The following is a 12,520-nucleotide window of genomic DNA, read 5'->3' on the forward strand; positions in this document are numbered from 1 at the left end:
CGCGACCGTACCCCGCTCGGCCGCGCCGCACCGCCCCGGCCTCAACTCCCGTCAGCCGACGCCGTCCCGCTCAGTGCCTCAGTCCTCCTCGGCGAGGATCAGATACAGCTCCTTGCGGGCCTTGTTGACCACCGCCATGGCCTTCTCCCGCTGTTCGGGACTGCCGGTGGCCCACACCTGGCGGAACGCCTCGACCAGGCCGCCGCCCGCCTTGCGTATCTCGTTCATGGCCTCCCAGTCGACCCCGCGGCCGGCGTCCTCCCAGGGGGCGTCCGAGCCGCTGTCGGCTTCGGTGCGGCCGGCGTCGGTCAGCGAGAACAGCTTCTTGCCGCCTTCGCTGGCGCTGGTGATCAGCCCCTCGTCCTCCAGCAGTTGCAGGGTCGGGTAGACCGAGCCGGGGCTGGGCTTCCAGGCCCCGCCGCTGCGCTCGGCGATCTCCTGGATCATCTCGTAGCCGTGCATCGGGCGGTCCTTGAGGAGCGCCAGTATCGAGGCCCGCACATCGCCGCGCCGCGCCCGGCCGCGCGGTCCGCCGCGCCCCCGGCCGCCGCCGAAAGGCGGCCCCCCGAAAGGCGGGCCGAAGCCGCCGAAGGCGGAGCGCCGGCGCTCGAAGCCGCCGCCGAACTCCCCCCGGCCGCCGCGCCCTCCGGGACCGCAGTACTCGTGCTGGTGCTCATGGCCGTGTTCGTGTCCGTGGGAACGCATGATGACGTCCCCCCTCTCTGTTCGTTGATCGTTCACTTACTATCGCTCACCATCGTTGACCGATCGCGATGCCTCAACGATATATCGGGACTGTTCGTCGAGCAAGGCTCCGAGTCCAATTTTTCGAGATTGGCCTTGACCTGCGGCTTTGCGCGGCTCCTACGCTCCCGGCCATGAGGATTCGCATCGTCGACGCCTTCAGTGAGCGTCCGTTCGCCGGCAACCCCGCGGGGGTCGTCCTGCTCGACTCCGACGCCTTCCCGGCCGACCACTGGCTCCAGCGGGTCGCCACCGAGGTCAATCTCTCCGAGACCGCCTTCGCGCATCCGCTGCCCCAAGGCGGCGACGCCGACTGGGCGTTGCGCTGGCTCACCCCCGCCGCCGAGGTCGACATGTGCGGCCACGCCACCCTCGCCACCGCGCACGTCCTGCACACCACCGGGACGGCCACCGGCACCGTCCGCTTCCGCACCCGCAGCGGCGTGCTGATCACGACGGCCGACGACAGCGGCTCGATCACGATGGACTTCCCGACCGCCCCGCTGATCCCCGTAGGGGTGCCCGGCGCCGTCGCCGAGGCGCTCGGCGCCGAGATCCTCTCCGCCCACGACACCGGCCCGAACGTGGGCGATCTGCTCGTCGAGCTGGCCGACGAGCAGTCCGTCCGGGCCCTGGCACCGGACTTCAAGGCGCTGGCCGGGCGCGGCGGTCGTGGTGTGGTCGCCACCGCTCCCGCCCAAGACCCCACCGCCGGCTACGACTTCGTCTCGCGCGGCTTCTTCCCCTACCTGGGCATCGACGAGGACCCGGTGACGGGCAGCGCGCACACCGCCCTCGCCCCCTTCTGGTCGGCGCGCCTGGGCCGCGACGCCCTGGTCGGCCTCCAGGGCGGCGCCCGTACCGGCTTCGTACGGACCGAGCTGCGCGGCGACCGCACGCTGCTGACCGGCTCGGCGGTGACCGTCATCGACGGCGAGCTGCTGGCCACCGGCTGACCCGTGACCACGCCGTGCGGACGCCCCGCCGGGCTCGTCCGGGTACGCGAAGGGGCGGGGACCGCACGGCCCCCGCCCCTCCCACCCGTTCACCCGGCGCTCACCCCGTGGGCAACCACCCCACCCGCCCCGCGAGCAGCGCATAGCCCAGGAACGCCACGGTGTCTATCAGGGCGTGCGCGGCGACCAGCGGCCCGACCCGGCCCCACCGCCGGTACAGCAGGGCGAAGACCACGCCCATCACCATGTTGCCGAAGAAGCCGCCGATGCCCTGATAGAGGTGGTACGAACCGCGCAGCACCGAACTGGCCGCCACCGCGGCCACCGGCGTCCACCCCAGCTGCCCCAGCCTGCGCAGCAGGTACCCGACGACGATGACCTCCTCCAGGACGGCGTTCTGCACCGCGGAGGCGATCAGTACCGGGATCTTCCACCACACGTCGGGCAGCGCTTCGGGCACCACCGTCAGATTGACTCCGGCCGCCCGCGCGCCCAGATAGAGCAGCAGACCGCTGCCCCCGATGACGGCCGCCAGCGCGGCCCCCCTGCCCAGGTCGAACCCCGGCCGCCGCCGGTCGAAGCCGATCGCGCGCAGCCCGCCGGCCCGTTCCCGCAGCAGCAGATGCGCCACGAGCACGACGGGCACCAGCGCGGTCGCGATACCGAACAGCTGCCAGGCGAGATCCAGCCACGGCCGGCCGGGCGCATGCGAGGCGTTGAGTGTCGCCGCCTGGTGCTTGAGGCCGCCGGGCCGGGTCAGCGACCCGATGAAGCTGATGAGCGCCGACACGGCGCTGGCTCCCAGCGAGAGCGCCAGCACGATCAGCAACTCGCTCCGCAGGAGCCGCCGGGACGGCTCGCCGGCCGCCTCCCGGGGACGCCCCGAACCGGACCCCTCACCTGGAACGTCCGCGTCCGCCACGGGACTTGTATCCGACTGCAAGGCTCTCCTCCACTTCCGCAATACCGCCTCTCCGCCGCCATCGCACCGCTAGGGTCTCGAAAGCAGTTACGAAGATCGCGCGCGACAGGCCGGGGACGGGCGCCATCCACGTGGCGCGGTGACGTCCCCATCGATCCCGATGGAGATCCGGAAGCCCGGACTCCGAGTATCAGGAGAGGCGCTACCGCAATGGGACATCACAGCTTGCCCGACGATTCCGCGCCACCGCGCACGGGGGCCCGCCCCCGGACGCGCCGCCGCACCGTCGCCATCGCCACCGCCGTCGTCCTCGCCGTCGCCGCCGGCTCCGTCGTGGCGCTGCGCAGCGGTCTGCTCCCCTTCGGCGCGACGTGCGGCGGCAGCTCCGTGCAGCTCAACGTGGTCGCCTCCCCTGACATCGCGCCGGCGCTGGACACGGTGGCCAAGGAGGCCCGCGACGACGCGACGCGCACCGACGGCAAGTGCCTGGACGTCAGGGTGCACGCCCGGCCCGCCGGCGAGGTCGCCGACTCGCTCGGCCAGCGGCCGGCCAACCCGGAGGTCCAGGTCTGGATACCCGATTCGAGCCTGTGGGTGGACCAGGTCGCCGACGAGGGCGGATCGTCCCTGACCACCGCCGGCCACGTCGCCTCCTCCCCCATCGTGCTGGGTGCCGTCCCGTCCGCCGCCAAGGCGCTGGGCTGGCCGGAGAAGACCTACACCTGGTCCGCACTGACCCAGGCCGCGACCTCCGGCTCCACGCTGCGCCTCGGCGTCGCCGACCCCACCCGCAGCGCCACCGGGCTCCTCGCGCTGGCCCGTCTGGACGCCGCCAACCACAAGGAGGCGAAGGGCGGCGACGAGGCCGCCGGCCGCACCGCCGCCACCGCCAAACTGCTCTACGCGCGGCTCGCGGACGGCGACGGCCAGGTGCTCGCCACCCTGCCGCGCAACGGCTCCGGTACCGAGCAGAGCAATCCGCGCCGCAACCAGGCGCTGCTCCTCTCCGAGCAGGCCGCCTACGCCCACAACACCGCCGCGGCCGGCGGCCCCTCCCTCGATCTTCTCTACCCGGAGGACGGCGCCGCCCAGCTCGACTACCCGTACACCCTCGTGAACGGCGAGGATCTGACCACCGACCAGGCCCGCGCCGCCAACCGCTTCATGACCCTCCTCGACGACAGCGACGGCCAGCGCACCCTGCGCGGCCACGGCTTCCGGGCCGGTTACGGCAGCGCCGACCCGAAGCTGGTCGGCACTGCCGGCGGACGCACACCGCAGCCGTACACCGCCGCCCCTGCCGACCCGCCGTCGGTCAAGGAGCTCAAGGCGCTGCTGGGCATGTGGACTACCACGGTGCAGAGCACCCGCATCACCACCGTCGTGGACGTCTCCGCGTCGACGGCCCACCCGGTCCCGGGCCAGGGCGGCCGGTCCCGGCTGGACCTCGCCAAGGACTCCCTGCTCCAGGCGCTGGACACCTTCTCGCCCGAGGACGAGGTCGGGCTGTGGAAGTTCGCCACCTACCTGGACGGCGCCAAGGACTACGTGGAGCGCTCGCCCACCGGCCGGCTCGGCGACCGCGGCGGGAACGGCACCACCCACCGCGAGGAACTCGCCACCGCCTTCCGCTCGCTGGCCCCGGTGCCCCGCGGCGCCACCGGCCTGTACGACACCACGCTCGCCGCGTACCGGCAGGCCCGTGCGACGTATGCGAGCGGGAAGTTGAACGCGCTGGTCGTCGTCACCGACGCCGCCCATGACGACTTACGCGGCATCAGCCAGGACACGCTGATCGCCGATCTGGAGCAGCTCTCCGACACCGAGCGACCGGTGCCGCTGATCGCCGTCGCGATCGGCCCGAACGCGGACAAGGCGACGCTGGACCGCATCGTGTCCCCGACCGGCGGCTCCGCGCACCTCGTCGGCGACCCGTCGCAGATCCACCAGGTGATCCTCACGGCCCTCATCGCGGCGGGCAGCCACCGGCCCTGACTCCGGCACGACGGATCGGGCACCGCACCGTCACCCACGGGAACACGACGCACCCGGGCCGCTCGGGACGACCGCACCACACACGGGGGACCACTCATGACCAACCGCCGCACCACTCTGGCCGCCACCACCCTCGGTGCCCTGATCGCCCTCACCGCCTGCCAACCAGGGGCGCGGCCCTCCGGTGACGGGACACCCGGCCCCCGGGGCACGCACCACCGGGCCGTGCTTCCCGAGAACCCCACCCCCTGCGCCTCCCGGTCCTCGTCCCCCGGCCCCGCAGCCGGCCCGCGGCGGACGAAGCTGGCCTGGCGCGCCGAGGAACTGCCCGACGGCTCGCTCCGGATGACCGTCGGCGATGTCGACACCGCCCCGAAGGCCCCCGAAGCGGTGCGCCGGGCCGACTACCGCACCCCCGTCGACCCCACCGACTGCACGGACACCACGATCCTCGCGCCGCACGGCTGGTGGTGCACCACCACGGTCTCCCGGACCGTCCAGGACGGCGACATCGTGGTGGGCGGCGCCACGCCCCGGGCCCATCTCCGCTCCGCCGGATTCCGCACCCGGTGCTCGGGGCGGACGGCCCGGATGCGGCAGCACTACGAGGTCCAACGGGACAGCTGGTCCGGCTGGCGTCCCTACAGCGAGCGCGGCCACACCCCGTGGACCGCCGCGCAGAGCCAGTCCGGTGGCGCGTTCGCCACGCCGTGCCCGCGCGGACGGGTCGGCACCTACAACTACCGGCTGGCCGTCACCGTGGACGTCGAGGGCATCGGCGCCGACGCCTCCCCCGCGGCCGGACCGGAGATCCGCACCGACTGCGGTACCGGCGTCAGCTGACGCCGGTACCGCAGCACGGCCCCCCGCTAAGCCCCCTCCGGCGCGGCCCGCCGCTGCGCCGGGACGGTGGCCTCGCCGACCGGCCAGGCCACCGGCCAGGTGTGCACCGGCTCCCCGGCGTGCATCAGCTCGCCGTAGCGCCGGGTCATCGCGGCCAGCGCGGCGTCCCGTGCCAGGCCCTGCCGCCGCGCGTGGTGGAAGGCCGCGGCCTGCCAGGACGCCCCGTTCACCCGGCGCACGCAGCGGGCTTCGATGATGCCCAGGTAGTGGTCGCGGTCGGCCGGTTCGACGCCCCAGGCGTCCAGCCCGGCCGCGGCCAGCGGCAGCAGTTCCTGCCGTACCAGCCGTACGGCGGGGATCTCGGCGGTGCCGCCGGCCCGTCCGGACCGCGGCCAGCGCAGGACGGCGTCGATGCCGTGGCGGCAGGCGGTGTCGAAGTTGCCGGCCGCGGCGGCGAACGGGAGACGGGTCCACACCGGGCGGGGCTGTTCGGCCAGCGCCCGCACCAGGCCGTAGTAGAAGGCGGTGTTGGCGACGACATCGGCGACGGTGGGACCGGCCGGCAGGACCCGGTTCTCGACACGGAGGTGCGCGACGCCGCCGGCGACGCCGTAGACGGGCCGATTCCATCGATAAATCGTGCCGTTGTGCAACACCAGTTCGGCAAGGTCGGGCACGCCGCCCTCATCGAGGACACGCAGCGGCTCCTGCGGGCCGCACAGCGGCAGCAGCGGCGGGAAGAACCGGAGGTTCTCCTCGAACAGTTCGTGGACGGAGTCGACCCAGCGCTCGCCGAACCAGGTCCGGGGACGCACCCCCTGCGCCTGGAGTTCGGGCACCCGGGTGTCGGTGGCCTGCTGGAAGACCGGCGGCCTGGACTCGCGCCACAGCTCCCGCCCGAAGAGGAACGGCGAGTTGGCGCCGACCGCGATCTGGACGGCGGCGATCGCCTGGGCCGCGTTCCACACCGCCGCGAACCGGCCGGGCGTCACCTGGAGGTGCAGCTGGACGGAGGTGCACGCCGCCTCCGGCGCGATCGACGGCGAGCGGGAGACCAGCCGCTCGACGCCCTCGATGTCGATGGCGAAATCCTCCCCGCGGGCCGCCCGCATCTGCTCGTTGAGCAGCACGTAGCGATCGTTCGCGGAGAGGCTGGAGGCGGTGAGGTCGCTGGCGTGCAGGGTCGGCAGGATGCCGATCATCACGATGCGGGCGGCGAGTTCGCGGGCCTTCCTTTCCGCGTACCCCAGGCCCGTACGGAGTTCCTCCGCGAGCTGGTCCAGAACACGCCCGGACAATCGGTGCGGGGTGATGTTGACCTCAAGATTGCACTGGGCGAGTTCGGTCTGGAAATCCCCGCTGGCGATACGCTCCAGGACCTGCGAGTTCAGCATGCGGGGCAGTCCGTCGGCGCCCGCGAGATTGAGCTCGATCTCCAGCCCCATCAGATTCTTGGGGCGATCGAACCGCTTCTCCGCCAGCATCCTCCGCAATCCCTCAAGACAGTCGTGCAACTTTCTTCGATAACGCTCCCGGTCCGCCAGGTCGATCCCGTCCGCGGCGACCTTCTCCCCCATCGAAGGGTCCCTCCTAGAGTGAACGGCCCGCGGCCACGGGCCGCTTGGGCCGCCCCCGGCACCCCCGGGGCACGCGCTACGGTCGATGATGCCCCGGCAATCTGATCGATAACGCCTCCGGGGCAGGACGGTACCGTTAGTGTCATGGGGACCGGACGCCGGGCATTTCCCAAGGGCATATCTCCATGGCCAGAGCCCTCCGCAATTCGCTCGTAAAAAACACCGACGCGATCCGGCCTACCGCATCGCCGAGGAATTACGAGGTGGCACCTTCCCGCCCCGGCACAAAGCGGCGGAAATCACCCGGGACAGGGGACCGGATTCCGCCTTGCCGGAAATCCGCAAGGCGAGTAGCCGAAACACTTCCAGAACATATGTCGTATAAACTCCGCTGACGAGGCAGAGATTTGGCGCCAGCGTGGCGGTGTTCCCACCGGTACTCCGGCACCGCGGCCCGCCCCCGCCGGTCCGCGGCCGTGGTCAGCCCTGCTCTGACCCCGCCCGCAGACAGCGCCGTCCGCACTTCCGGCTCCACCGTGTCTCCGAAGCGAGAGGCGACCCGCCATGCCGCTGCACATTCCCCCTGCCCCTGCGCCCGCCCTGCGCAGCATCCTCACCGCCCTCAGCTCCCCCACCATCCGCGAGGCCCCCACCGCCGCCCTGCGTGCCCATCAGGGTCCGCTGAGCCCCGACCACCCGCTGCCCGTGCACGTCTGGGACGACATCAGCCAGGCCGGCCCGCCGCGCACCCGCCTCGCCGGCTGGCGTTTCCTGGTCCGCGGCGGGGAGCGCGCCCTGGCGACCGCCGAGGCCCGGCTCACCGCGGACGGCTGGACGTTCGCGCGCTTCTGCGACGGCCCCTATGTCGTCGCCACCGAGCGGGCCCTCCAGCAGGCGGAGTCGCTCGCCGCGCCGTACCAGCCGCGGCTGCTGTCCGTCCCGGAGCTGTACATGCTCACCCTGTGGCTGCACCACGACATCGCCGCGGACGGCGCCGACGGCATGCCCGCCCCCGGAGACTTCCTGGTGCCGCTGGCCCCCGCCCCGCCGGGGATAGCCCCGCACCTCCCGCAGCGCCTCGCCGACCTGCTCCCCCGCCTCACCCTCCGCCTGGCCCCCGCACCCGCACCCGCACCGCTGCTCCGCGAGCCGGCCTGACCGCCGCACCCCCCTCGTAAGCCCGCGTACGACCGCACCGCCGCCCCGCGCCCCGTGGCCCTTCCCGGCCGCGGGGCGCACCGCGCTGCCCACCCGCGCGGATCCGCCCGCGATACCACTCCCAACCCCCTGGGAGCCGCGCTCAATTGGGAGCAACCGCCCGCACGGGTGATGCGTCAGTATCGAGTGTGTACCGCTGCTGCGAAATCCCTGCGGAAACACCTCCGTAGGGCAAGACTGGGACCGACATGAAACGGGGGAGCGGCCATGACCACCTCATCGAGCCGCACGACGTTCACCACACCGCAGCGAAAGACAATTTCCATGTGCCAGCATCAACCACCATGCCCATCAGCAGAATCCACCGACCGGGAGGCCGCCCAGCTGGTGGCACACCACCCGGAGCAGGGCTGGAGCCTGCTCTGCAACGGCGTCCTGCTCTTCGAGGACACCGGTGAGCTGCTGCCGGACGGCCAGGTCATCGCCCCGCACCGGCCGCTCGGCACCGCCCGCGTCACCGCCGCCGCCTGATCCGCGGCCACCCGGCACGTACAACAGGGCCCCCGGCATTGCTGCCGAGGGCCCTTGATGTTGCCGTGGATCAGCTGTCGTACTCGTCCAGCGGGGGGCACGAGCACACGAGGTTGCGGTCCCCGAAGGCACCGTCGATCCGGCGCACCGGCGGCCAGTACTTGTCCGCGGCGTTCACCCCGGCCGGGAAGACGGCCTCCTCGCGGCGGTACCCGTGGCTCCACCCACCGGCCAGCGCGCCCGCGGTGTGCGGGGCGTTGCGCAGCGGGTTGTCGTCCTTGTCCCACTCCCCCGAGCCGACCTTGTCGATCTCCGCGCGGATGGCGATCATCGCGTCGCAGAAACGGTCCAGCTCGCCCAGGTCCTCGCTCTCGGTCGGCTCGATCATGAGCGTGCCGGCCACCGGGAAGGACATCGTCGGCGCGTGGAAGCCGTAGTCGATGAGCCGCTTCGCGACGTCGTCGATGCTCACCCCGGTCGCCTTGGTCAGCGGCCGGACGTCGATGATGCACTCGTGGGCGACCAGCCCGCCGGGCCCGGTGTAGAGCACGGGGTAGTGCGGCTCCAGCCGCTTGGCGATGTAGTTGGCGCTCAGGACCGCGACCTGGGTGGCGCGCTTGAGACCCTCGCCGCCCATCAGCCGGACGTACGCCCAGGAGATCGGCAGGATGCCGGCCGAGCCCCAGGGGGCGGCGGAGATCGGCCCGACACCGGTCTCCGGGCCCGCGGCGGGCTGGAGCGGGTGGTTGGGCAGGTACGGCGCCAGGTGGGCGCGGACGCCGACCGGGCCGACGCCGGGACCGCCGCCGCCGTGCGGGATGCAGAAGGTCTTGTGCAGGTTGAGGTGCGAGACGTCGCCGCCGAACTTGCCGGGCTCGGCGAGGCCGACCAGCGCGTTGAGGTTGGCACCGTCGACGTAGACCTGGCCGCCGGCCTCGTGCACCGCCGCGCAGATCTGCGTGATGTGCTCCTCGAACACCCCGTGGGTGGACGGGTAGGTGACCATCAGGACGGCCAGCTCGTCGCGGTGCTTCTCGATCTTGGCGTGCAGGTCGTCGGCGTCGACCTCGCCGTCCTCACCGGTCTTGACGACGACGACCTTCATGCCGGCCATCACGGCGCTGGCGGCGTTGGTGCCGTGCGCCGAGGACGGGATCAGGCAGACGGTGCGCTGCTCGTCGCCGTTGGCGCGGTGGTAGGCGCGGACGGCCAGCAGCCCGGCGAGTTCGCCCTGCGAGCCGGCGTTGGGCTGGATGGACACCTTGTCGTAGCCGGTGACCGTGGCCAGCCGCTCCTCCAGCTCCTGGATGAGCGTGAGGTAGCCCTGCGCCTGGTCGGCCGGCGCGAAGGGGTGCAGTTGACCGAATTCGGGCCAGGTGACCGGCTCCATCTCGGTCGTCGCGTTCAGCTTCATCGTGCAGGAGCCGAGCGGGATCATGCCGCGGTCCAGCGCGTAGTCCTTGTCGGCCAGCGTCCGCAGGTAGCGCAGCATGGCGGTCTCGGAGCGGTGCTGGTGGAAGACCGGGTGGCCGAGGTAGTCGTCGGTGCGCAACAGCGGCTGCGGCAGCGCCTCGGCGACGGCCGCGTCCAGCCGCTCGATGTCGCCCTGCACCCCGAAGGCGCCCCAGACGCCGGTCAGCTGGGCGCGCCCGGTGGTCTCGTCGCAGGCGATACCGACCAGGTCCGCGTCGACCTGGCGGAGGTTGACCCCCGCCTCGCGGGCGGCGGCGACGACCTCGGCGGCCCGGCCCGGCACCCGCGCGGTCAGCGTGTCGAAGTACGCGTCGTGGACGAGCTCCACCCCGCCGGCCCGCAGACCCTCGGCCAGGATGGTCGCGTAGCGGTGGGTGCGCCGGGCGATCGTCCGCAGGCCGTCGGGCCCGTGGTAGACCGCGTACATCCCGGCCATGACGGCGAGCAGCACCTGCGCGGTGCAGATGTTGCTGGTGGCCTTCTCGCGGCGGATGTGCTGCTCACGGGTCTGCAACGCCAGCCGGTACGCCTTGTTGCCGTCGGCGTCGACGGAGACCCCGACCAGTCGGCCGGGCAGGCTGCGGGCGAACTGCTCGCGGACGGCCATGAAGCCGGCGTGCGGACCGCCGAAGCCCATCGGGACGCCGAAGCGCTGGCTGGTACCGACCGCGATGTCGGCGCCCAGCTCACCCGGCGAGGTCAGCAGCGTCAGGGCCAGCAGGTCGGCGGCGACGGTGACGACCGCCCCCAGCTCGTGGGCCTGCGCGATCACGGCCCGCGGGTCGCGCACCGCGCCGGACGCGCCCGGGTACTGGAGGAGCACGCCGAAGACCCCGCGCTCGGCGATCTCCGCCGGGATGCCGCCGGACAGGTCCGTCACGACGACCTCGACGCCGGTCGGCTCGGCGCGGGTCTGGATCACGGCCACGGTCTGCGGCAGGCAGTCGGCGTCGACCACGTAGACGCCCTGCTTGACCTTGCCGACGCGGCGGGAGAGCGCCATCGCCTCGGCGGCGGCGGTGCCCTCGTCCAGGAGGGAGGCACCGGAGGTGGACAGTCCGGTCAGCTCGGCGACCATCGTCTGGAAGTTCAGCAGCGCCTCCAGCCGGCCCTGCGAGATCTCCGGCTGGTAGGGCGTGTACGCCGTGTACCAGGAGGGGTTCTCCATGACGTTGCGCAGGATCACCGGCGGGGTGAACGTGCCGTGGTAGCCGAGTCCGATCATGGACGACAGGACCTGGTTGCGGTCGGCCAGACCGCGCAGTTCCTCCAGGACCTCGGCCTCGGTACGGGCCTCCGGCAGGCCCAGCGCCTCCGCGCTCTTGATCACGTCCGGGACGGCCGCTGCGGTGAGCTCGTCCAGCGATCCGAAGCCGACCTGCGCGAGCATCTTGGCCTGCGCCTCGTCATCGGGGCCGATGTGCCGGCGCTCGAAGGGGGTGCCGCGCTCCAGCTCGGTCAAGGAGATGCGATTGGTGGTCATCTGCGGGGGCCTCCTGGTCAGTGCGACCTACGAGGGGCACCACGGCGCTGGTGCCCGGACGGCCTCCCCCTCTGTCATCTCAACCTGAGAGCTTCACCGGCCCGCGGGATGCGGCCCGGTTTTCACCGTCGGTGAGGAGGGGTTCCGGCATGGTGCCTGTCCGTGACCCGCCCTGCTTTCCAGAGTGACCTCACCCGCGCGGTACGTGTGCCTGAGAGATTCCGGGGAGGATTTGCTCCTTCGGCGCCCTGGTCGCGAACGACAAAGGACTCTCCCGCGTGGGGTCTGCGGCCAACCGCCAGCCTACCAGCGTGCTGCTGGAACGATCCTTCGAGTGGCCGGGGCATGAAATGTGCCGTTTCGTAGTTGTCACAAGGCAGTTGCGACCAATTGGAGGGACCGTGCAAGCCGATATCGATCCCCGAAGCCTCATCGGCCGCAAAGCGTTCGACCGGAACGGCGCGAAAATAGGCACCATCGACGAGGTCTACCTCGATGACGCGACGGGTGAACCGGAGTGGGCGGCCGTGCGCACCGGCCTCTTCAGCCGCGATGCGTTCGTCCCTCTGGAACCCAGCGAAATGGTCGGCGACAGCCTGCGCATTCCCTACGACCGCAAGCTCATCAAAGATGCCCCGGACTTCGGCGTCGGCCGGCATCTCTCCCCCGAGCAGGAACTCCAGCTCTACCACCACTACCGCCTCGATATCTCCTCCCCGCCCGCGGACTCGCACTCCTCCGCCGGCGACACGGACTTCGGGCGGATCGCCGGCGCGGACGACTGATCCGGCCCGCCCACCAGCGGCAGCGGCTCCCCCGGCCGCAGCGCCGGATCGTC

At 72.1% G+C, this 12,520-nt stretch carries 10 protein-coding genes and 1 riboswitch; of the genes, 6 read left to right on the forward strand and 4 right to left on the reverse strand.

The window, feature by feature from the left end; all coding sequences use genetic code 11:
• Positions 1-78: 78 nt before the first annotated feature.
• Positions 79-705 (reverse strand): PadR family transcriptional regulator, encoded by a 627-nt coding sequence (locus IEZ17_RS14290; RefSeq protein ID WP_189300016.1) that lies wholly within the window; start codon positions 703-705, stop codon positions 79-81.
• A 173-nt stretch (positions 706-878) separates the two neighbouring features.
• On the opposite strand from IEZ17_RS14290, the gene IEZ17_RS14295 reads away from it, so the two are divergent.
• Positions 879-1,700 carry a PhzF family phenazine biosynthesis protein gene (locus tag IEZ17_RS14295; RefSeq protein WP_189300017.1) on the forward strand — a complete coding sequence of 274 codons (822 nt, stop codon included), beginning with the start codon at positions 879-881 and terminating at the stop codon, positions 1,698-1,700.
• Positions 1,701-1,800: 100 nt separating this feature from the next.
• Here IEZ17_RS14295 and IEZ17_RS14300 read toward each other — a convergent pair whose 3' ends face one another.
• Positions 1,801-2,643, reverse strand: coding sequence for a CPBP family intramembrane glutamic endopeptidase (locus IEZ17_RS14300; RefSeq protein WP_189300019.1), 843 nt, complete (start codon positions 2,641-2,643; stop codon positions 1,801-1,803).
• 189 nt (positions 2,644-2,832) lie between these two features.
• On the opposite strand from IEZ17_RS14300, the gene IEZ17_RS14305 reads away from it, so the two are divergent.
• Together IEZ17_RS14305 and IEZ17_RS14310 are read left to right on the forward strand one after the other, a co-directional pair.
• Entirely contained in the window at positions 2,833-4,617 is a 1,785-nt protein-coding gene (locus tag IEZ17_RS14305) for a substrate-binding and VWA domain-containing protein (RefSeq protein ID WP_189300021.1), read from the forward strand.
• 96 nt (positions 4,618-4,713) lie between these two features.
• Positions 4,714-5,460: a hypothetical protein gene (locus IEZ17_RS14310; protein WP_189300023.1), complete on the forward strand. Its 747-nt coding sequence runs from the start codon at positions 4,714-4,716 to the stop codon at positions 5,458-5,460.
• Positions 5,461-5,486: 26 nt separating this feature from the next.
• Here IEZ17_RS14310 and IEZ17_RS14315 read toward each other — a convergent pair whose 3' ends face one another.
• Complete coding sequence (locus IEZ17_RS14315; protein WP_189300025.1) at positions 5,487-7,037, reverse strand: glutamate-cysteine ligase family protein; 1,551 nt, start codon at positions 7,035-7,037, stop codon at positions 5,487-5,489.
• A 564-nt stretch (positions 7,038-7,601) separates the two neighbouring features.
• Here IEZ17_RS14315 and IEZ17_RS14320 point away from each other — a divergent pair.
• Both IEZ17_RS14320 and IEZ17_RS14325 read left to right on the forward strand, forming a co-directional pair.
• On the forward strand, positions 7,602-8,195 hold the full coding sequence (locus tag IEZ17_RS14320) for a hypothetical protein (RefSeq protein ID WP_189300028.1): 594 nt from the start codon (positions 7,602-7,604) through the stop codon (positions 8,193-8,195).
• Positions 8,196-8,519: 324 nt separating this feature from the next.
• Positions 8,520-8,726, forward strand: coding sequence for a DUF5999 family protein (locus IEZ17_RS14325; RefSeq protein ID WP_308427648.1), 207 nt, complete (start codon positions 8,520-8,522; stop codon positions 8,724-8,726).
• Between the two features lie 70 nt (positions 8,727-8,796).
• Here the strand turns inward: IEZ17_RS14325 and gcvP are convergent, their stop codons facing one another.
• A complete protein-coding gene (gcvP, locus tag IEZ17_RS14330) occupies positions 8,797-11,682 on the reverse strand; it encodes an aminomethyl-transferring glycine dehydrogenase (protein ID WP_189300031.1) in 2,886 nt (961 codons plus the stop codon).
• 189 nt (positions 11,683-11,871) lie between these two features.
• Positions 11,872-11,969: riboswitch (glycine riboswitch) on the reverse strand.
• 114 nt (positions 11,970-12,083) lie between these two features.
• On the opposite strand from gcvP, the gene IEZ17_RS14335 reads away from it, so the two are divergent.
• Positions 12,084-12,467, forward strand: a complete 384-nt coding sequence (locus IEZ17_RS14335; RefSeq protein ID WP_189300033.1) for a PRC-barrel domain-containing protein — start codon at positions 12,084-12,086, stop codon at positions 12,465-12,467.
• Positions 12,468-12,520: the final 53 nt, after the last annotated feature.

The organism is Streptomyces albospinus (assembly GCF_014648695.1).
GTDB lineage: Bacteria > Actinomycetota > Actinomycetes > Streptomycetales > Streptomycetaceae > Streptomyces > Streptomyces albospinus.